Below are 21,386 nucleotides of genomic sequence, written 5' to 3'. Positions count from 1 at the left end.
CCTCCGTCAGCCGCGCCAATAGAGCACGCAGACCAGGGTGAAGAGGCGCCGCGCCGTGTCGAAATCCAGCCTGATCTTGCCGGAAAGCCGATCCATCAGCGTCTGCGAGCCCTCGTTGTGAATGCCGCGGCGGCCCATGTCGATCGCCTCGATCTGGCTCGGCGTGGCCGTGCGGATCGCCTCGTAATAGCTTTCGCAGATCAGGAAATAGTCCTTTACGATGCGGCGAAAGGGGGTGAGCGACAGAATATGGGTGGCAACCGCATCGCCGCCATCGGTCGAGATGGCGAAGACGAGCTTCGAGTCGAGCAGCGACAGGTTGAGCCGATAAGGCCCGCCCGGGTGGCCGACGGGCTCGAACAGGTTCTCTTCCAAAAGATCGAAGATCGCAACCGCGCGCTCGTGCTCGACGTCCGGCGTCGAGCGGCCGATCGTCTCGTCCAGCACGACATCGCAGAGGCGCAAGTTGCGGTCCGCCCTCATCCGGCGTCCTCAAGATTGAGGCGGATGGCGACCGAGCGGGCATGGGCCTCCAGCCCTTCCGATTTGGCAAGCGCGATCGCCGCCGGGCCGAGAATGCGCAGCTGCTCGGGCCCGAGCCGGAGAATGGAGGTCCGCTTCATATAGTCGAGCACGCCGAGGCCAGAGGAGAAGCGCGCCGAGCGCGCCGTCGGCAGCACATGGTTGGAGCCGCCGACATAGTCGCCGATCACCTCCGGCGTATGGCGGCCGATGAAGATGGCGCCGGCATTGCGGATCTTCGGCACCATCGAGTCCGGATCGGCCAGGGCCAGCTCGAGATGCTCGGCGGCGAGCCGGTTGGCGAGCGGCACGGCCTTGTCGAGATCCGGCACGAGGATCACGGCGCCGAAGTCGCGCCAGCTCGCCGCCGCCGTCTCGGCGCGCGGCAGCGTCTTCAGCTGCCGCTCAACCGCCTGTTCGACCGCCGCGCCGAAGGCGGCGTCATCGGTGATCAGGATCGCCTGGGCGCCGGCATCGTGCTCGGCCTGCGCCAGCAGATCGGCGGCGATCCAATCCGGATCGTTGTCGCCATCGGCGATCACCAGCACCTCGGAGGGGCCGGCGATCATGTCGATGCCGACCGTGCCGAAGACCTGCCGCTTGGCGGCCGCCACATAGGCATTGCCGGGGCCCATGATCTTCGCCACTGGCGCGATCGTCTCAGTGCCGTAGGCGAGCGCCGCGATCGCCTGTGCGCCGCCGATGCGATAGATTTCCTCGACACCGGCGAGCCTTGCCGCCGCCAGCACCGCGGGGTTGATCGCACCGCCCCTTGTCGGCACGACCATGACGATGCGCGGCACGCCGGCGACCTTGGCCGGCAACGCGTTCATCAGCACCGAGCTCGGATAGCTGGCGGTGCCGCCCGGAACGTAAAGCCCGACCGAATCGATCGCCGTCCAGCGCGAGCCGAGGCCGACGCCCATCGCATCCTCGTAGAGATCGTCCTTCGGCACCTGCCGGCGGTGATGCGCCTCGATGCGGGTCGCCGCAACCTTGAGGGCGCCGAGCACCTCCGGCGCGACCGCGTCGATCGCCGCATCGATCTCGGCCGGGCTGACCGCCATGGGCGCGACGCTGAAATCCACGCCGTCGAACCGGGCGGAATAGTCGGCGAGCGCCGCGTCGCCACGGGCCTGCACGTCGTCGATGATGGCGCGCACCACGGCGTTGACGTCCTCGGAGACCTCCCGCTTGGTTGTCAGGAAGGCGGCGAAGTCACGTTCGAAGCCGCTGTCGAGAAAATTCAACCGGATTGCCAATGCGATGATCCTCTTGGTGGTGCGGCGCTCTGCTCAGTCGCCTTCGGGATGGCGCGGCTTGGACGCGGTTTCCCATGCCCCGCCGGTATCGGCAAGCTGCGCCTCGATGCATTCCACATCGAGCGCGAGCGAGGCATCGCCGGCAAGCACGATCTCGACCGTTCCCTCCGGCCCCTCCCCCTTGACCAGGAAGCGCAAGGCCAGCAGATCGAGCACCGCTTCCATATCGGCCCGGTCGAAGCCGAGCGAGCGCACGGCGCTGACGCATTTGAACAGCAGCAGGGCGCGGCGCCGCTCGAAGCTCCTGCGCTTGCCTTCCGCCTTTTCCCAGACGAAGCGGTTGACGACGAGGGAAAACTGGCGCCGGCGCGGATCATAATGAATGCCGGCCACCTTGAAGACTGCGTCTTGCACATGAGCGGAAACGACCCCCAGGTCTTCCTCGTCGAGCGCCAGCAGCTTCAAAGCATCCATGCGATCCATCCCTGTAGCCCGGCGCCGACTTTTGCACCGCAATCATCAAGGACATAAGACGTTGCGCCCGAAACCGCAACGGTCAGGCGCGTGATCTGTTTTTGTGCATGTCGTTATCCCAAAACCGGCACACACTCTTGGGCGACATGCAGCAGCGATCAGTCGCTGACGCGTTCCACATGGGCGCCGCAGCGCGTCAGCTTTTCCTCGAGCCGCTCGAAGCCGCGGTCGAGATGGTAGACGCGCGAGACCATCGTCTCGCCCTCGGCGGCAAGTGCGGCGATGACCAGCGAGACGGAAGCGCGCAGGTCAGTCGCCATCACCGGGGCGCCCTTCAGGCGGCTGACGCCTTCGATCTTCGCCGTCTGGCCGGAAAGCGAAATCTTCGCGCCGAGCCGCGCCAGTTCCTGCACATGCATGAAGCGGTTCTCGAAGATCGTCTCGGTGATGTGGGAAACGCCGCTCGACTTGGTCATCAGGCCCATGAACTGCGCCTGCAGGTCGGTCGGGAAACCAGGGAAGGGATCCGTGACGATATCGACCGGCCGGATGCCGGCGCCATTGCGCACGACGCGGATGCCGCTGTTCGTCTCGCTGATCTCGGCGCCGGTGCGGCGGATCGCTTCAAGCGCGGTATCGAGCAGGCTCGCCTCCGTGTCCTCGAGGATCACGTCACCGCCGGTCATCGCCACCGCCATGGCATAGGTGCCGGTCTCGATCCGGTCGGGGAGCACCCGGTGGCGGGCGCCCGACAGCGAGCGCACGCCTTCAATGGTGATCGTGCCGGTGCCGGCACCGGTGATCTTCGCGCCCATGGCGTTCAGGCACTTGGCAAGATCGGCGACCTCGGGCTCGCGGGCGGCATTGCCGATCACCGTCATGCCGTTGGCAAGGGTCGCCGCCATCATCAGCACATGGGTGGCGCCGACGGAGACCTTCGGGAACACGTAGCGCCCACCGGTGAGCCCGCCTTCCGGCGCCGTGGCGTTGACGTAGCCGCCGTCGATCTCGATGTTGGCGCCGAGCGCCGCCAGGCCCTCGATGAAGAGATCGACCGGCCGCGTGCCGATGGCGCAGCCGCCCGGCAGCGAGACGCGCGCCTTGCCTTCACGGGCAAGCAGCGGCCCGATGACCCAGAAGCTGGCGCGCATCTTCGAGACGAGCTCATAGGGCGCCGTGGTCGAGACGATGTTGCGGCTGGTAAAATGGATGGTGCGGGCGTAGCTCTCGCCCTGGCGCTCGCGGCGGCCGTTGACGGAGATATCGGCGCCGTGATTGCCGAGGATCCGGATCAGCTGCTCGACATCGGCGAGATGCGGCACGTTTTCCAAGGTCAGCGTATCGTCGGTCAGGAGCGATGCGATCATCAGCGGCAAAGCAGCGTTCTTGGCGCCGGAAATGGGGATGACCCCCTGAAGTTGATTTCCGCCTACGATCCTGATGCGATCCATGAGACCTCTCGCACGGGGCGCCGCCCGCTTTCTTAAAATCCGGTGTTCTGAAGGGCGTCTCTTAGTGGAGATGCCGGGAAATTAGAAGTGCCTTGAAATGCAAAGTCGACAGGAATGGCGGGAGCCGAGCGAAGCAGGCGGTTTATCCCCGCCGATTACTAGTCTCCCGATTCGTCCGATTTTGCGGCGGGCAGCCCGGATGTCTCGTCGGCGTCGCCCGCCCGGCGGGCCCGCGCCTGCTGCTTGCGGCGCTGGAGATTGTCGCGCAGCGTCTTCGCCAGCCGCTGGCGCCGCGCCTCGGCTTCGTTCACGCCCTTCTGCCCGCCGCTTCGCGGCCCCGGCGCGCGCTCCTTGTCGTCGTCGTTCTGCATGATCATGGATTAGCGCAAAAGCGGGCGCCCCGGAAGCAGCAAGAGGATTTCGGACCGAGAGAAATGCGAAAAAACAAAGGCGAATTTTCAGCCACGATCTAGCCCAAACTATTGAAACCAGCGGCATTTGCGATCCGATACCGGGCCTGCCGCATGCCGGCATGTCCCAACCCGACCAAAAACTTCGAAATGCGGCTTGCGCTCTCCCGCAAGCTATGGCAATAGGCCCCTCGCTTGCTGCGGCGTACTCGAAACGCCGCCGGATGCTGCTATAGCTCAGGGGTAGAGCACTCCCTTGGTAAGGGAGAGGCCGAGAGTTCAAATCTCTCTAGCAGCACCAGTTTTCTCAATAAAATCATCGTATTTAGCAGAGCGGCACGGCTCCCGGGTTGAGGCCAGGATGAGCGGAGCGATTCCGGATAACGTATTGTCGCGCAAAAGGTTCCCGCCGGGTCCCTCAGTAATTCGCATGTGCCAGGACGCACATTGAGCAGCCCGCAAGATGTACTTTCCGCCGATTTGGGAGATTTTCTCAAGGCCAACGGGGGAGCAAAATGCGCAGTTACCACGTCGGAGAATAATCCCCCTCCGGTGTGGGCCACGCGGGGCCCAGAGCATCGCCGTGTACCCTCCGGCAGCTCTGGGACTCGGGTTAGCTCCGCGCCTCTGGGCCCGTCCCGTGTGAGCGCCGCTTTGCCCGCCCGGCCTTATTGGCTTTGACTGCGTTCAATAGGTCGCCTGTTGCCTCGGCGACTTGAGGGTGCCCGCGCGCACGCGACTTTAGGACCTTAGTCTTAGGAGACCGCGACAAAGGTCTTAGCCCAATTTTTCCAACGGCTTAGCGGCATATTCTACCCCTTTGAAGGGGCCCGTAATCCTTGACTGTAACGTGTGCTGTGAGAACCTTTAGTCTGTGAGGTTGTAGTAGTAGGGGCAGTCATGGCGACAATGGTTCACACCGAAAACGTGGATAGGCGGACGTTCGATGACGACGACGTGGAGTTGGCGCTCGTCCTCGCCTGCGAATTGCTTGAGATGACGCGAGAATCGATAATCCGACTCATCATTCGCGAGTGGCTACACGGATACGGCTTTCTGCCAATCCAGGAATTGGACGAGGGAAGCGAGACAGAGCGTAGCGCATGATCGCGCGTCGATTAGCGAAGTGTCGTGACACCTTCTCAACACGGAAGACTGCACTAAGCTTCACTGCCTCACCCCACCTGGACACGATCAGTCTTCTGAGCTTTGGACTTGGGCGCACAGAAGAAGCTCAACCGACCGAAGACACTTCAGGCACGGCACTGCGCCGCCCTTCGATCTCTACTTCTCGCAAAGCCTCCGCGGTCCGTAATACGGCTGGAACGTGCAATCATCCGGTCGGAACGACCGATACGCCCTGGCACAGGCGCGGAAGTTGCAAGCTGGCGCCGAGCCCGCCACTTGTGCACCCGGCTCCTGCGGAGTGCCCTCGGCCAGTGCCGCGGTCATGAAGTTTTTCCAGATCCGCGCCGGCAGCTTGCCGCCGGTGACGTCCTTCATCGGCGTTTCGTCGTCGTTGCCGACCCAGACGCCGACGATCAGTGGTTCGGTGAAGCCGACGAACCAGGCGTCGCGGTGGTTCTGGCTGGTGCCGGTCTTGCCTGCGGCGAGCATGCCGATATCGGCCTCGCGGCCGGTGCCGCGCTCGACGACGAGCCGCAAGAGCGAAACGAGATCCGATCGGTACTGGCTGATATCGGTGGTGGCCTCCCTGGAAGGGCCGACGCGGAAGGCCTGCGGCTGGCCCTCGGCATGGAGCGACTCGATGCCCCAGGGCTCGATCGGCGCCCGGCCCGCCCTGACGGAAGCATAGGCGCCGGTGAGGTCGAGCAGGTTCACCTCCGAGGAACCAAGCGCGAGGCTCGGCGTGTCGGCAAGCTTGGCGTCGATGCCGAGTTCCCGGGCCGAGGCGATGACCTCGTCGATGCCGACCTCCATCGCCAGCGCCACCGTCGCCGCGTTCAGCGAGCGGGCAAAGGCTTCAGCGATGCTGACGACGCCGCTATAGCCGCCGCCGAAATTTTCCGGCGACCAGCCGTTGATCTCGATCGGAGCATCCTCCACCGGGTCGAACGGCGTCAGCCCCCGCTTCAGCGCGGCGTAATAGACGAACAGCTTGAAGGCGGAGCCGGGCTGGCGCATCGCCGAAAAGGCGCGGTTGAAGGTGCTCTTGGTATAGTCGCGGCCGCCGACCATGGCGACGACGGCACCCTGCGGGGTCATCGCCACTAGGGCGGCCTGCGAGACGCCCGCCTTGCCGCCCTCGCGCCGCAGCGCATCGGCGACGACCTTCTCGGCGATCGCCTGCAGCCGTGGCACCATGGTGGTCCTCACCTTGATCGTGCCGCGATAGGGGCCGGCGAGCTCGCGGGCATCCTGCATGATCCAGTCGGCAAACCAGCTTCCCGAGCGGACCGCAGGACTAGTCGGCTGCAGTTTGCCGAAGTCGGCGCGGGCGACCTTCGCCTCTTCCTGGGTGATCCTGTCGCCCTTCACCATCGCATCGAGGACCAGCTCCGCCTGCTGCCGGGCGCCCTCCGGATTGGTGAGCGGATTGAGTTGCGATGGCGCCCGGATGATCGCCGCCAGCATCGCCGACTCGCCGATCGAAAGCGCCTGCACCTCCTTGTCGAAATAGATCCGCGCCGCCGCCGGCACGCCGGTGGCGCCGGCGCCGAGATAAATATTGTTCAGATAGCGGGTGAGTATCTCGTCCTTGCCGAGCTTGCGCTCCAGCCAGAAGGCGATCACTGCCTCCTGGATCTTGCGCTTCCAGGTGCGGTCGCGCTCGAGATAGAGTATCTTGATCAGCTGCTGGGTGATGGTGCTGCCGCCCTGCACGACCTCCCCCGCACCGAGATTGGTGTAGACCGCCCGGGCGATGCCCCTCAAATCGATGCCGGAATGCTCGTAGAAGCGCCGGTCCTCCCTGGCGAGCACCGCCTCGACGAGATGCGGCGGAAAATCGGCACGTGCCGCATAGGATCCCTGAAACGGCCCCTGACTCACCAGGGGCTTGCCGTCGGCGGTTTCCAGCACGACGACCGGCTTCAGCGAGCCTTTGGCGATTTCGTTCCAGGGAACGTCGCGGAGCGCCCAGGCGAAGACGACGGCCAGCAACACGAACGACGCCACGGCCGCCGCCGCTGCGCTCCGCAGCAGGATTGCGCGCCGGCCAGCCGGACGCTTCGGTGTGGCTGGGCGGTCTTCAGTTGCGGCGCCTCGCCGCGCCCTAAACCAATGCCTCGGCAGGCGCTCCGCCAGAGCGGAGGATTCGCCATTGCCGCTCGAAGGCCGCCTCAGCCGATCCAAGGCGGCAAGTGCGGCGGCACGTGATTTTTCACCGGCTCGACGTGCCGCGACGGGCACTTCCTCGCCGAGCGCCCGGCCAAGTCTCGTCAGAGCGCGGCCGAGCCCGGCGAGTGCTCTTCTGGTTTTTGAGAATGCTGCGCCTTCCGAACGGTCCGGGTGATCTCGGCTCGGCTCGGTTTCTTCCGGCCCCTGACTGTCGGGGTCAATCTTCGACGCGGCATCGCTTTGCGCCATCCAAGCTCTCGATCAAGAATATCACCCTGCGTTCGCAGGGAACGCATTGGCCGGCGAGTGGTTGCCAGAAACATGTCCAAAACATGGTGGCGCCGCATGATTGTTGCAGACCGCCCGCCGAACCCCGTGAAGACATCGTTAACCATATCCACCGTTACTCGGGGAACAGCCGGGTCGCCGCCGCAGGAATATCTCCATTTCGCGCTTTGACAGCCGGAGCGGCAATTCACGCCTTCCTGGAGGACATGGGGATGATCAAATCGGGGCTCGGCGCCACCATCGCCGTTCTCGTCGTGTCGATCGTAGTATCCGGCATTCTCCATGTCGCGCTAACGCAGCACAGGATACAGGCGAACGCCGCCATCTCCGGCGAGATCACCTCGTCGATCCCGCGGTAACGATCGACGGGCAACGCGATGCATCATCCCGCGCGCTCGGCTCGCCACTCGGGCGGCGCAAACGCACGCCTCCGTGCACAGCGCTCCGTCAAACGGGACCAGCCGCGCAGAACCTCGGATGATGCTGTCGCTTGTTTTTAGAAGGCGCGTTGGCGCGGCTCCGGCCGGAAATCTCCGAGCTGAGCAAGCAGCTCGTCGCAGGAGCACTTCCTCCTGTCCATCAAGTCGAGGATGCGCCGGGCGGCTCTGTTGGCCTCTGCTCCATCCTTGCCGACATTGTGCAGGGCGCACCAGACATCCAGTGCTCCGCGCATGACGTCGACGTCATCAGGCGAATAGGCTTGACGCACGAACCCCTCCCAAGGTGTACCTCAATGGGCGCATCATGGGGTATTCTGGGGGAAATACAAGAAAATAGTGAGGGACCCCAATAAGTCATATTATTGCGACATCCGGGTGCCGCTTTTCGATCGCTGCGCGTCGTATGCCTGGCTTGGCGTCCCGCGATAACGGAAGCTTAAGGTTTCAATCCTTAGTATAAACCCGCGATGGTGGACAATCGCAATTCTCCTTCTTGAAACCGGCCCGGCCGGTTTCTTTTTTGGGATTGTCCTCACACCCGGACGCTCTGCTCGACGAAATCCTCCGTTCCGAAGAACTTCAAATAGCGCTGCACCTCGGCCGGGTCGCCGGTCGCCTTTAACGGGTTGTCCGAGAGCTTGACGGCCGGACGGCCGTTGGCTTCGCTGACCTTGCAGACGATCGAAATCGGGTTGAGGCCGCTGATCTCGGTCGGCGCGCAGCCGGCAAAATCGTTCGTCAGGTTGGTGCCCCAGCCGAAGCTCATGCGCACGCGCCCCTCGAAATGGCGGTATGTCTTTATGATCGTGTCAACGTCGAGCCCGTCTGAGAAGATCAACAGCTTGTCGCGCGGGTCCCGGCCCATCTTCTTCCACCAGGCGACGATCTTCTCGCCGCCCTCGATCGGCGGGGCGCTGTCGGGCCGGAAGCCGGTCCAGTCCGCCACCCAGTCCGGGGCGTTGCGCAGGAAGGCGGCGGTTCCAAAGGCATCCGGCAGGACGATCAGCAGATTGCCGCCATAGAGCTGGTTCCAGTCCTGCAGGACCTTGTAGGGAGCGGCGGCGAGCTCCCGGTCGTCGCGGGCAAGTGCGGCGGCCACCATCGGCAGTTCGTGGGCGTTGGTGCCGAGCGCCTCCAGATCGTTGTCCATGGCGAGAAGCACGTTGCTCGAGCCGGAGAAAGAGGCGCCGATGCCTTCCTTCAGTGCCTCCACGCACCAGCGCTGCCACAGGAAGCTGTGCCGGCGGCGGGTGCCGAAGTCGGAAATGCGCAGGTTCGGATAGTGCCGCAGCTGCTCGACCTTCGACCACATCCTGGCCTTGGCGCGCGCATAGAGCACGTCGAGCGTGAAGGGGCCGAGGCCCTTCATCGCGGCTCGGGAGCGCAGCTCGTTGATGATCGCCAGAGCAGGGATCTCCCACATGGTGGTCTCGACCCAGCGCCCACGGAAGGTCAGCTCGAACTGGCCGCCGCGGCGCGACAGCTCGTATTCGGGCAGGCGGAACTTGGCGAGCCAGGAGAGGAACTCCGGCGAGAAGATCTGCTTGCGGCCGTAGAAGGTGTTACCGGCGAGCCAGATCATCTCCTTCTTGGTGAAGCGCAGCGTGCGGGCGTGATCAAGCTGGTCGCGCAGCTCCTGTTCGTCGATCTCTTCGGCAAGCCGCACGGTCTTGGTGCGGTTGATCAGCGAGAAGGTCGCGTCGACATCCGGATAGAGCTGCCAGATCATCTGCAGCATCAGGAGCTTGTAGAAATCCGTATCCAACAGGCTGCGGACGATCGGGTCGAGCTTCCAGGTGTGGTTATAGACCCGCCGCGCGATATCGGTCTTTGGCATCTGAGACTTCGCTCCTTCTGGATCGTCACGGGGCCGTCGCGATCGATTGATCCTGCTCCGCCGCGGCTAGATCAGTTCAACGCCCGCCTCGCGCATGCGCCTGGTCATCGCGGTCAGCGATCCGTTCAGATCGATGCCGCGACAGGCGGCGAGAACGACGGAGGTCGAAAAGCCCTCAGCGACCGCATCGAGCGCCGAGTAGGCGACGCAGAAATCGGTCGCCAGACCGCAGAGCGACACCTTGGCGATGCCGCGCTCGCGCAGGTAACCGGCTAGTCCCGTCGGGGTCAGGTGATCGTTCTCGAAGAAGGCTGAATAGCTGTCGATCCCGGTGCGGAAGCCCTTGCGCACCACCAGTTCCGCCGTCGTCCATCGCAGGCCGGGATGAAAATCGGCTCCCGAACTTCCCTGGACGCAGTGATCCGGCCAGAGCGTCTGTTCGCCATAGGGCATCGTCACCGTCTGGAAGGGCGCCTTGCCGGGGTGGCTCGAAGCGAAGCTCGAATGGCGGGCCGGGTGCCAGTCCTGGGTCAGGATGACGTGCGGCGCCGCTTCGATCAGACGGTTGACGATCGGCACGATTTCATCGCCGCCCGGCACGGCAAGCGCGCCCCCCGGGCAGAAATCGTTCTGCATGTCGATGACGATCAAGGCGTCTTCAGCCATGGGCCACTCCTCGCGATAGCCGACCAATATTGGCGACCGGCAAATCGATTTAATCCTGCAAGATCAATCACAGAACGCGCGGGGCGGCAAGCATGTTCGCCGGCCGCTGCCGCTTCGGCGCGATTGAACGCAAGCGATCAAGGCAATGGATGTTAGCGGCGGCGCGGTGCCGCTTCGTTCGCGGGAAGCGTGGCCCGCAGGGGGTGTCGTTCCCCCCGCGCGACCATCAATTGTTGAGATCGTTGATATTGTCGGCCACGTTGACGCCGGAATTCGCGATCCCGATCGGCCGGGCGATGAACTCCATGAACTTCGTGATGTCGACCGAGGGATGCCGCGAGGCGTAGATGACGTCGCGGTTCTTGATCGGGAAGGTCTGCCCGACGATCAGGCTGTCCGGGTTCGTCATGTTGAAACGGTAGACGATCGGATAGCGGCCGACCCTGTCGGGCTTCATGCCCTTGCTCAGCATGGTGTTGAAGCGCTCCCGGCCGAGCAGGCTCATGACGATGTCCGGCTCCTCGTAACGGAAGACGAAATAGCCCTTCGCATCGATGGTCCGATCCGACCCACCGCCGGCGAGCGCCACCGCTTCCAGCAGGTTCAGGTCGTTGGCGCCGAATTCAACCCGCTGGTTGGCACGCACCTGGCCGAGGATGGTGAAGGTGCGCGGGTCGCGGGTGACGAAGATCTGGTCGCCCGGCTTCACATGGATGTTTTCCGACGGGCTCTCGATGATCGACTTCAGGAGAACCGTTCCGGTCTTCTTGCCGCGCACCAGCGTGACATAGGTCTCGTAGGGTTGCGCCGAGGGACCGCCGGCCTTGGCGATCACCTCGTTGATGGTTTCGCTGACCAGATTGAGCGGCACCACCGACGGGCGGCCGACAGCGCCCGAGACGGTGACGATGCGCGAGGCGGTCGACGTCGAGGTGACGATGACGTCCGGCTCGACGGCCTTCTGCTTCAGCGCGTCGAGGATCGCTTGGCGCGCCTGTTCCAGCGTCAGGCCGGCGAAGCGGACGGAGCCGACATAGGGGATCGCCGCCTTGCCGTCCGGCTGGACGACGAGATCGATGCTCGTCTGTTTCGATTCCGTTGTGGAAAACAGCCCGTCGCTGCCCGCCTCGAAAATCGTGACCTTCAGCTGGTCGCCGACGCCGATCACCACCTGGCCGACGCCACCGCCGATGCCGAAGCGGCGGCTCAGCGTCGTCGCCACATATTCGGAAACGAGCCGCGCGGACTGGCCGTCGATATCAATGATGTCGAAAACGGTGGCGTTCTTCCTGCCGATCTGCGATCCCGACTGGCCGGCCTCTGCGACGATATCGCTGGTCAGGGGCCCCTCGCCCGGTACAGCCTGACATCCCGCAAGCGCGGTACAAAGCAGAAGGGCAGTCACTCGTTTCACTAGGTTACTCCGTATTCGGCACAGCGATGATTCCGTTCAAAAATCTGCGCCGCATTCTTCCCGGCAGGAATCCGCCGGACCCTGAAAAGCACAATCGCCGTCCCACAACAAGTCACCCGCCGTGAAGCGGGCCAAAATATTCGGAACTGCGCCTTTCCGGCCATACCGCCCTCGAAAACGGTTACGACTTGTCGCCGTAATTGTCTTGGACGGGGATTGCAGGCCGTTTATCTAGTCCTTTGGGGTTGAAAGCTAGGCCCTATGAGTTAAAAGCTCCCTAATGCAGCAGGGGGTACAAAAAAGGGGAAAACCGCCCAGCGAATGTATCGCCGGTTGCAATTTTCGTTTGACGTTGCGATTGGCTGGATCAATTTAACGGCAGTTCTCAGAGCGTTCGATCATACATGACTGTTGAAATCATAGGGCGTGCCTGCCTGGCACCTGGAGCGCAATCGCCGCAGGCGCTCTTCAAAATTCTCCGTCAAGGCATGTGCACCGTCTCCAGCGTGCCGGGCGACCGCTGGGACTTGGCGCGCTTCTGGCACCCGGTCATGGGGACGCAGGGCAAGACCTATTCCTTCGCCGCCGGCGTTCTCGACACGATTTACGATTTCGACCCGGCCGTGTTCGGCATGTCGCAGCGCGAGGCCATGTATATGGACCCGCAGCAGCGGGTGTTGCTGCAGCTCGCCTGGCGCGCCCTCGAGGACGCGAATATCTCGGTCGCGTCGCTCAACGGCGAGAATGTCGGAGTCTATATCGGCGCATCGAGCCTCGATCATGCCAACCTGACGGTCGAGGACCCGGCGGCCGCCGGCCCCTATTTCATGACCGGCAACACGCTCTCGATCGTTTCCAACCGTATTTCGCATGTCTTTGGGCTGAGCGGCCCGAGCATGACGGTCGATACCGCCTGTTCCTCCTCGCTCGTCGCGCTCGACCAGGCGATGCGGGCGCTGAACGCCGGCGAGATCGACACGGCGATCGTCGGCGGCGTCAATATTCTCGCCCATCCGCTTCCCTTCGTCGGCTTCGCCCAGGCGCGCATGCTGTCGCCGGAAGGCCTCTGCCGCGCCTATGACAATGACGGCGCCGGCTATGTCCGCGCCGAGGGCGGCGTCGTCTTCGTGCTGCGGCGCTCCGACCGGGCCCGCCGTGAAAGAGACAGGAGCTATGCAAGGATCGTCGCCTCCGGCGTCAATTCGGCCGGCCGCACCAACGGCATCTCGCTGCCTTCGCGCGAGGCGCAGGCCAATCTGCTGAAGAGCATCTACGACGGCAATGGCATCGACGCCAACCAGGTGGCCTTCGTCGAAGGCCATGGCACCGGCACCAAGGTCGGCGATCCGGCGGAAGTGTGGTCGATCGGCACCGTCATCGGCGCCAAGCGCCGCGCGCCGGTGCCGATCGGCTCCATCAAGTCGAATATCGGCCACACCGAGCCCGCCTCGGGCCTGTTCGGCATGCTGAAGGCGGTGCTCGCTCTCGAGCACAACTACCTTCCGGCATCGCTGCATTTCGATACGCCGAACGAAAATATCGATTTCGAGGGCCTCAACGTCCGCGTGACGGCCAATCCGATCGAACTCCTGAAGGGCAAGCGCACCCGGCTCGCCGGCATCAACTCCTTCGGCTTCGGCGGCGCCAATGCGCATGTCGTGATCAGCGATCCGGATCCGGTCCCGCAGGAAAGGACACAGGCCGCATCGGCGGGCCATGTGTTTCTTGCCAGCGCCCACACGCAATCGAGCCTCGAAAACCTGCTCAAGGATTACAAGGCGGCCTTCGCAGGTGCCTCCAAGGAAGAGACGCGCGCCATCATCGCCGCCTCTGGCGCAAACCGCACCCACATGCGCCACCGCTTTGCGGCGCGCAGCGACCATCCCGAGGATATCGTCCGGGCGATCGCCAGCCAGCTGGAAAATCCCGGCTCCGATATCGGCGAAATCGGCGAGGCGCCGGTCAAGGATGCCAAGGTCGCCTTCGTCTTCTCCGGCAACGGTTCGCAATGGGCCGGGATGGGTGTCGAGGCTTTCCGCGAAAACCTGCATTTTCGACAGTCCTTCACGTCGGTCAGCGCGCTCTTCAAGTTCCACTCGGATATCGATCTTAAGGACCTCTTGACCGGCCCGGAGCTCGACAGGAAGCTTGCCGACACCAAAGTCGCCCAGCCGCTGCTGTTTGCGATCCAGGCGGCGCTTTCCGACTCGCTTGTGGCGATGGGTGTCAAGCCGGTCGCCGTGTTCGGCCACTCGGTCGGTGAGATTGCCGCTGCCTATGCGGCAGGCGCCCTGTCGCTGGTAGATGCCGTATCGATCGTCGCCAAGCGCTCGCTGCATCAGGATCTGCTGGCGGGCCAGGGCACGATGGCGGCCGTGATGCTCGGCGATGAGGCGGCCGCCGCCTTTGCCGAGGCGCGCGGCCTCAACGACGTCTGCATCGCAGCCGTGAACGCGCACAATTCGGTGACTATCTCCGGGCCGGCGCAGGAGGTCACCGCCTTCCGCGACGCCGCCCGCAAAGCGAAGATCCCCGTTCAGATCCTCGACATCAACTACCCGTTCCATCATCCGATCATCGACCGGGCGAAAGAGGCGTTCCTCGCCGATATTCCCGATATCGCCCCACGCCGGACGGACCTGACCTATCTGTCGACGGTCACCGGCAGCGCGCTCGACGGTACCGAGCTCGATCCGGACTATTGGTGGAAGAATGTCCGCGAGCCGGTGCGTTTCCAGGCGGCCACCGACGCGGCGCTGGCGCTCGGCTGCCGGCTGTTCATCGAAATCTCTCCACGGCCGATCCTCGCCTCCTACGTCAAGGAAACGATCAAGCAGGCGGCGGTTCCGGCAACTGTCGTGCCGACCTTGCTTCGCGATGCCGGCGAGAGGGGGCAGGACCCGATCTCCGCATCAATGGCGCGGGCCCTCGCCCATGGTGCGGCGGTCGACAGCTTGCGCGTCCATGGCAAGCGCGACGCCTTCATCGAGCTGCCGAGCCTGCCGTTCGAACCAGTCGAACTGCGCCCGCAGGCGACCACCGATGCGACCGACCTCTTCGGTCGCTCCGGCAAGCCCTACCGCCTGACCGGCTGGCGCGGCGACCCCAACAGCGGCAGCTGGAAAAACCATATCGATGGGCATCTTTTCCCGGACCTCGCCGAACATGTCGTCGACGGCAAGGCAATCCTGCCGGGTAGCGGTTTCATCGAGGTGGCGGTCTCGGCCGCGCAGCAATATTACGGCAGCGACGAAGTCGAGATCACCAATCTCGAGATCGTCCGGCCGCTCGAGCTCAGCGACAGCCGGATGATGGAACTCTCGACCGTCCTGTCGCCGGAAACCGGCGACATCGAGATCCGTTCACGCGAGCGCCTCTCTGAGGATGATTGGACGGTGCATGCGGTGGCGAGAAGCCGCAAGCCGATAGCCGTTGCGAACGGAACGCGGCCCTCCTTCGCCGGTCTGGCGACGACAGCCACCGTCACGCCCGAAAAGGCCTATGACACGGCCAAGCACTTCGGGCTCGACTACGGCCCACGCTTCCAATTGCTCGCCAAGGCGATCGCCTATGGGGACCGGCTGATCGATGTCGAGCTGAAGCCTCCGGCTGGTTCGGGGCATCCCCTCGTCGCCTACGCGCTCAATCCGATCTCCGTCGACGCTACATTCCACGGGCTAGTGGCGCTCTTCGACCGCTTCACCGGCGACAAAGGCGGCGCGCCCTATATCCCAGTTCGCTTCGGTTCGGTGCGCGTCGTCAATGCAGGCAAGCCGATTGCCCGTGCGACGATCGAGATCGACCGTGTCAGCGCCAATTCGATCAAGGCCCGCTTCCACTTCTTCGATGCGAGCGGCGAAGCGATCGCGCATTTCGACGATTGCCGTTTCCGCCGAACCTATCTGCGCAAGCACAAGACGCTAGACGGCCTGTCCTTCCACTACGAGGCAGTTCTGTCCGATGTGATCGTGCCCGGCACGAAGTTTACAGGAGCGGTGCCCGCGAAGCTGACGGAATCGGCCGCCGAAAGCGGCATCGACAACGCGACGCTGCTCTTCAACGCGGCGATCTACCGCGCCTGCCATGAAATCGCGCTCAAGCTGGCGCGCGGCAAGAGCACGATCCAAGGCGCTGGCCTGCCGGGCGATTTCGCCTTCCAGTGTTTCTTGGCGAACTGCCTCTACGCGCTCGAGGATGCCGGGCTCTGCGAACATCAGAACGGCAGCTGGAAAATCGCGCCTGAGTTTACACTGCCATCCGTCGATGAGATCCTCGGCGAGCTCTATGGCGAGCGTCCCGACCGCGCCGTCGAAGCGGTGCTGATCAACAATGCCTATGCGGAAGCACTGAGCCGCCTCGACCTGTTGCTGGCGAGAACGGCCGGCAGTGAAACGGCGGTCTTCAATGCCGGCTTTATTAGCGAGGCGACGCTCGACCATCAGGCCGTCCACTCGGTGGCGAGCCGTTCGCGCATGGATCAGCTCCTCGGCATGGTCGAGCGCGCCCTTGCTGCACAGCTTGGCGGCGCGCGCCTGCGCATCGTCGAGCTCGGCAGCGTCTCCGCCGGCTTCACGCGGCGCTTGGCCGATCTCGCGGCACGGCATGAAACGACCCTCTCGGTCGTCGAGCCGCGGGACAATGCGCAACGCAACCTCGAGATCGCGTTCGAGGAAGACGCCCATGTGCGCATTCTGAAGAAGAGCGAATTCGCCGCGATAGGGCCCTTCGATCTCGCCGTCAGCGCTTCGGACAACCTTTATCGCTTGATCGAAGAGGAAGCCGATGTCCGCACCGCGCTTCGTTCGATGCTGCGGGAAAGCGGCGCGCTCGTTGCGGCCGTCAGTGCTCCGTCGATCTTCGGCGATTTTGCGCTCGGCCTTTCCGATGGCTGGTTCGAGCGCAGCCAGACGGCGGAGTTCCCGATTGGCAGGCTCGCCGCGGTGTCGCACTGGCAGAAATGTCTGGCCGATCTCGAGCTTGACGATGTCAGCGTCGGCGATCGCGAGTGCCCGCACGGCAATATGATCCTGATCGAGGCGCGCGGCACAGCTACGGCGCGGCCGATGGCAAGCGAAGCCGCCGTTGGCCCCTATCTGCTGATCGAAACGGACGGACGGAAAAGCTCTGTTCCTGCCGAGGCCATTCCTGTCGCCGTGTCGGGTGACATGGCTGCTGATGTCGCCGCGCTCGGGGCAGCGCTCGACAGGCTCGGCGAAAAGCCGGTCCGCGCGGTTTACGTCTCTGCAACGGCAGATCCCGCCAGCGACGCCGGCTCCGACCTGCTGCAGACGCAGGTGCTGGCGCTCAGCGCCTTTGCTGAAGCGCTGAAGCAGCGTTTTGCGAACGCGGAGTCCGCCGGCGCCGAGCGTCCCCGCCTCGTGCTGTTGGCGCCGGGCGGCGCTCCGGTGGCTGGGACGGCAAGCTCGGGCGTGAATTCGGGACTGTGGACATTCGTCCGCGTGTTGCAGAACGAGTATGAATTCCTCGACGTTCATTCGCTCGATCTCTCCGATCATTCCGGCGCGACCCGCGAGAAGTTGCTTGCCTCGGCGCTGCCGCTGCTCACCATCGAAGGTTCTAACCGCGAATGGCTGCTTGATCGTACGACGGGTCTGATCTCGGAAATCCGGGCCGTCGCCGGTCCGGCAGTCAAGACCGAAGGCAAGACAAGCGCTTTCCCGGCCGCGACCATTCGCCAGCGCGTCAGCTCCCAGGTGGGCAGCATCGCCTGGGAAGAAACCGACGTGCCGAAGGCCGGACCGGGTGAGATCGTCGTCTCCGTCGCCGCCACGGGGCTCAACTTCCGCGATGTCATGTGGGCCATGGGCCTGCTGCCGGAAGAGGCGCTCGAAGACGGCTTTGCCGGCGCAACGATCGGCATGGAGCTTTCCGGCCATGTGGTCGAAGTCGGCGAAGGCGTCGACGATCTCGCCGTTGGCGATGCGGTGATGGCGATCGCCTCTGCCGCCTTCTCGACGCATGCCGTCGTCTCTCGGGCGGGCGTCGCCAAGCTGCCGCAGACGATCAGCCCGGTGGCCGCCGCCACCCTGCCCGTCGCCTTCCTCACCGCCTATTATGCCATGGTCGAGCTCGGCCGGATCCGGGCGGGCGAGACGATCCTCATTCACGGCGCTGCCGGCGGGGTCGGTCTCGCCGCGCTCCAGGTCGCCAAGCTGAAGGGCGCCAAGGTCATCGCGACGGCCGGAACCCGCGAGAAGCGGCGGTTCCTGGCGATGCTCGGGGCCGACCACGTCTTCGATTCCCGTACGCTCGGTTTCGTCAATGACGTTCGCGCCGTGACCGGCGGCGAAGGCGTGGACCTCGTCCTCAACTCGCTCTTCGCCGAGGCGATGGAGCAGAGCCTCGCCCTCGTCAAACCGTTCGGGCGGTTCCTGGAACTCGGCAAGCGCGACTATTACGCCGACAGCAAGATCGGTCTTAGGCCGTTCCGCCGCAATGTCAGCTATTTTGGCATTGACGCCGACCAGCTCCTCGTCAACCAGCCGGAGCTGACCAAGCGCATCTTCATGGAGATCGGTGCGCTGTTCGACGAGGGCCGGTTGACGCCGCTTCCCTATCGCGCCTTCGATTTCGACGAGATCGGCAATGGCTTCCGGCTCATGCAGAACGCGGGCCACATCGGCAAGATCGTCGTGCTGCCGCCGGTCGCCGGCAAGCACGAGATTGCCGCCAAGCCGCGTCGCGGCATGAAGGTCGATCCGGATGGCATGCATCTTCTCATCGGCGGCATCGGCGGCTTCGGCCTTGTCGCCGCCAACTGGCTCGTCGAGAAGGGGGCCCGCCACATCGCCCTCTGTTCACGCCGGGGCCAGGCGGATGCCGCCACGAGCGCGATGGTCGAGCGCTGGAAGAAGGCCGGCGTGACGGCATCGCTTCACGCCTGCGACGTGACCGACGCCGCTGCCGTCGAAGCGCTCCTCGCGACCCTTCGGGCACAGGCGCCGCTGCGCTCGATCGTGCACGCGGCAATGGTGCTCGACGACGCGTTGATCAGCAACTTGAGCCGAGAGCGCAACCGACCGGTCATCGAGGTGAAGGCAAAGGGCGCGACGATCCTCGACCGGCTGACGCGGAAGGATAAGCTCGACAATTTCATCCTGTTCTCCTCCGCAACCACACTCGTCGGCAATCCGGGCCAGGCGAACTATGTTGCCGCCAATGGCTATCTCGAGGGCCTCGCCCGCGCGCGGCGCGCCGAGGGGCTGGCCGCGCTGGCCGTCGGCTTCGGCGCCATCGCCGATGCCGGTTACCTGACGCAGAACGCCGATGTGAACGATCTGCTTTCCAAGCGCATCGGCAAGACGGCGCTCAAGGCGCAGATGGCGCTCGATATGGTGGAGAGCCATATCGCCGCCGATCCGGGCAGCGTCGGTGCCGCCGTCGTGATGATCTCCGAGATCGACTGGGCGGCGGCGCGCAACTTGCCGGTTGCCAAGAACGCGCTCTTCGAGGTCATCCTGCGCAGCGCCGACCAGCATGCCTCCGGCACCGAGGGCACCAAGATGGACCTGGTGGCGATGATCGAGGGCAAGTCGGCGCAGGAGGCCGAGGATATCCTGTTCGATCTGGTGGCAGGCGAGATCGCCGCCATTCTGCGCGTCGCCAAGGATACGGTGACGCGCGGCAAGATCCTGAAGGAGATCGGCCTCGACAGCCTGATGGCGGTCGAGCTCGGCCTAAGCTTCCAGCAGAATACCGGCTTCGACATGCCGCTCAGCGGCGTCGCCGACACCACGACCGTCGGCGACGTTGCGCGCAAGCTCTACGAAAAGGTCAGCAAGCGCGATCAGAGCGACGATGCCGAACCGGCCGACGACAAGCTCGTCACCGAACTGACGCAACGCCATATCGGAGCAGTCAAGGAAAAAGCACTGAGCCAATGAGCAAGGACGGAAACGGCCAGATCTTCTCCAAGATGAACAGCAGCCTTAGGGAGAACCTGCTGGACAGGATGAGGAACACCCATCAATCCTCCGAGCGCAACCGCATGGCGCGCTCGGAACGGGAGTTGCCGCCTGCCCCGCGCCGCCAGCAGGCGCGCTTCGAGGACCTGCCGGAATTCAAGCAGGTGCAAGCGCAGAAGTTCGCGAGCGAGCAACTCGGCATCGCTAATCCGTTCTATCGGGCTCATCAGACCGCCGCCGGCGCGACGACGGTGATCGACGGCCGCAAGCTCATCAACTTCGCGTCCTATGACTATCTCGGGCTGAACAGACATGCCCATGTGCTCGACAGGGCGCGCGAGACGATCGAAACCTTCGGGATTTCCGCCTCGGCGAGCAGGCTCGTGGCAGGCGAAAGACCGGTGCATGTCGAGCTCGAGGAGCGGATCGCACGCTTCTACGGCGTCGAGGCGGCCGTCTGTTTCGTCAGCGGCTATCTCACCAACGTGGCTGCCATAGGCTGCCTGCTGGGGCCGCAGGACCTCGTGATCCACGACGAGTTCATCCATAACAGCGCCCTTGCCGGCATCAAGCTTTCAGGCGCCGCACGCCGCCTGTTCAAGCACAATGATACTGCCGACCTCGAACATGTGCTGCGCACGGTTTCCGGCGACTATCGCCACATCATGGTGATTGTCGAAGGCATCTATTCGATGGACGGCGATGTCGCCAACCTGCCTGCACTTCTGAAGCTCAAGGCGGAATTCGGCTTCTGGCTGATGGTGGACGAGGCCCATTCGCTTGGCGTCCTGGGTCGGCGGGGCAAGGGCCTGGCCGAACATTTCGGGGTCGATCCGCACGAGGTCGACATCTGGATGGGAACCCTGTCGAAGACCACGTCGAGCTGCGGCGGCTATATCGCCGGCAGTGCGGCACTGGCGGCCGTGCTCAAGGCGTCGGCCGGCGGCTTCGTCTACAGCGTCGGCCTCGCGCCCGTTCTCGGAGCATCGGCGGTGGCGAGCCTCGACGTGCTCGAAGGGGAGCCGGAGCGCACCGCAGCGCTGAGGCGCAACGGCGCCCTGTTCCTGAAACTCGCCAAGGAGGCCGGTCTCGACACGGGCCTCAGTGGCGGTTACTCGGTCGTGCCGGTGATCGTCGGCGATTCGCTCAGGGCGGTACAGCTTTCGAACGATCTGCTCGCCGCCGGCGTCAACGTGCTGCCGATTATCCATCCCGCCGTTCCGGAGGGCATGGCGCGGCTGCGCTTCTTCATCACCAGCGAGCATACGGAGGAGCAGATCCGCCGCACCGTCGCCCTGACGGCCGAGCGGCTGACGGATCTGATCCAACGGAATTTCGGCCTCGGCGGCGTCGATATCGATCAGATGCTGAAGGCGCTCTCGGCGCGCTAGACATCG

Annotated in this window: 14 protein-coding genes and 1 tRNA gene; 5 read left to right on the top strand and 10 right to left on the bottom strand. The window is 64.2% G+C overall.

The features are described from left to right. Positions 1 to 6 precede the first annotated feature (6 nt). The 5 genes from ATC00_RS09485 to ATC00_RS09465 all read right to left on the bottom strand — a co-directional run bounded on the left by ATC00_RS09485 (position 7) and on the right by ATC00_RS09465 (position 4,086). Positions 7 to 483, bottom strand: a complete 477-nt coding sequence (locus ATC00_RS09485; RefSeq protein WP_064252611.1) for a UPF0262 family protein — start codon at positions 481 to 483, stop codon at positions 7 to 9. Beyond that, positions 480 to 1,784 (bottom strand): histidinol dehydrogenase, encoded by a 1,305-nt coding sequence (hisD, locus tag ATC00_RS09480; RefSeq protein ID WP_064252610.1) that lies wholly within the window; start codon positions 1,782 to 1,784, stop codon positions 480 to 482. The genes ATC00_RS09485 and hisD overlap by 4 nt, the downstream gene beginning before the upstream one ends. Positions 1,785 to 1,817: 33 nt before the next feature. Continuing rightward, positions 1,818 to 2,258, bottom strand: a complete 441-nt coding sequence (locus tag ATC00_RS09475; RefSeq protein ID WP_064252651.1) for a DUF2948 family protein — start codon at positions 2,256 to 2,258, stop codon at positions 1,818 to 1,820. 158 nt (positions 2,259 to 2,416) lie between these two features. Continuing rightward, entirely contained in the window at positions 2,417 to 3,709 is a 1,293-nt protein-coding gene (murA, locus tag ATC00_RS09470; protein WP_064252609.1) for a UDP-N-acetylglucosamine 1-carboxyvinyltransferase, read from the bottom strand. Positions 3,710 to 3,867: 158 nt separating this feature from the next. Continuing rightward, the gene (locus tag ATC00_RS09465; RefSeq protein ID WP_037378450.1) at positions 3,868 to 4,086 is read right to left on the bottom strand and encodes a hypothetical protein; all 219 of its coding nucleotides are present in this window, start codon (positions 4,084 to 4,086) and stop codon (positions 3,868 to 3,870) included. 259 nt (positions 4,087 to 4,345) lie between these two features. On the opposite strand from ATC00_RS09465, the gene ATC00_RS09460 reads away from it, so the two are divergent. Together ATC00_RS09460 and ATC00_RS33355 are read left to right on the top strand one after the other, a co-directional pair. After that, a tRNA-Thr gene (locus ATC00_RS09460) sits at positions 4,346 to 4,420 on the top strand. 599 nt (positions 4,421 to 5,019) lie between these two features. After that, positions 5,020 to 5,226 (top strand): hypothetical protein, encoded by a 207-nt coding sequence (locus ATC00_RS33355; protein WP_050988378.1) that lies wholly within the window; start codon positions 5,020 to 5,022, stop codon positions 5,224 to 5,226. 177 nt (positions 5,227 to 5,403) lie between these two features. Here the strand turns inward: ATC00_RS33355 and ATC00_RS09450 are convergent, their stop codons facing one another. Continuing rightward, positions 5,404 to 7,668, bottom strand: coding sequence for a PBP1A family penicillin-binding protein (locus ATC00_RS09450; protein ID WP_064252608.1), 2,265 nt, complete (start codon positions 7,666 to 7,668; stop codon positions 5,404 to 5,406). A gap of 251 nt (positions 7,669 to 7,919) precedes the next feature. Between ATC00_RS09450 and ATC00_RS32900 the strand changes: the two genes are divergently transcribed. Continuing rightward, positions 7,920 to 8,066 (top strand): hypothetical protein, encoded by a 147-nt coding sequence (locus tag ATC00_RS32900; protein ID WP_082912172.1) that lies wholly within the window; start codon positions 7,920 to 7,922, stop codon positions 8,064 to 8,066. A gap of 137 nt (positions 8,067 to 8,203) precedes the next feature. Here the strand turns inward: ATC00_RS32900 and ATC00_RS09445 are convergent, their stop codons facing one another. The 4 genes from ATC00_RS09445 to ATC00_RS09430 form a co-directional block, all read right to left on the bottom strand. Continuing rightward, positions 8,204 to 8,416 (bottom strand): hypothetical protein, encoded by a 213-nt coding sequence (locus tag ATC00_RS09445; RefSeq protein ID WP_037378445.1) that lies wholly within the window; start codon positions 8,414 to 8,416, stop codon positions 8,204 to 8,206. A 263-nt stretch (positions 8,417 to 8,679) separates the two neighbouring features. Beyond that, positions 8,680 to 9,984: a nicotinate phosphoribosyltransferase gene (gene pncB / locus ATC00_RS09440; protein WP_064252607.1), complete on the bottom strand. Its 1,305-nt coding sequence runs from the start codon at positions 9,982 to 9,984 to the stop codon at positions 8,680 to 8,682. A gap of 66 nt (positions 9,985 to 10,050) precedes the next feature. After that, positions 10,051 to 10,650, bottom strand: a complete 600-nt coding sequence (pncA, locus tag ATC00_RS09435) for a bifunctional nicotinamidase/pyrazinamidase (RefSeq protein WP_064252606.1) — start codon at positions 10,648 to 10,650, stop codon at positions 10,051 to 10,053. Between the two features lie 226 nt (positions 10,651 to 10,876). Continuing rightward, positions 10,877 to 12,064 carry a polysaccharide biosynthesis/export family protein gene (locus ATC00_RS09430; RefSeq protein WP_037378440.1) on the bottom strand — a complete coding sequence of 396 codons (1,188 nt, stop codon included), beginning with the start codon at positions 12,062 to 12,064 and terminating at the stop codon, positions 10,877 to 10,879. A gap of 404 nt (positions 12,065 to 12,468) precedes the next feature. On the opposite strand from ATC00_RS09430, the gene ATC00_RS09425 reads away from it, so the two are divergent. Further along, the gene (locus tag ATC00_RS09425) at positions 12,469 to 19,968 is read left to right on the top strand and encodes a type I polyketide synthase (protein WP_064252605.1); all 7,500 of its coding nucleotides are present in this window, start codon (positions 12,469 to 12,471) and stop codon (positions 19,966 to 19,968) included. After that, complete coding sequence (locus tag ATC00_RS09420; protein WP_064252604.1) at positions 19,965 to 21,380, top strand: aminotransferase class I/II-fold pyridoxal phosphate-dependent enzyme; 1,416 nt, start codon at positions 19,965 to 19,967, stop codon at positions 21,378 to 21,380. The genes ATC00_RS09425 and ATC00_RS09420 overlap by 4 nt, the downstream gene beginning before the upstream one ends. Positions 21,381 to 21,386 lie beyond the last annotated feature (6 nt).

Source organism: Sinorhizobium americanum (assembly GCF_001651855.1).
Taxonomy (GTDB): Bacteria; Pseudomonadota; Alphaproteobacteria; order Rhizobiales; family Rhizobiaceae; genus Sinorhizobium; species Sinorhizobium americanum.
Note: the sequence above shows the minus strand (reverse complement) of the source record. Positions and strands in the feature narration are given on the sequence as shown.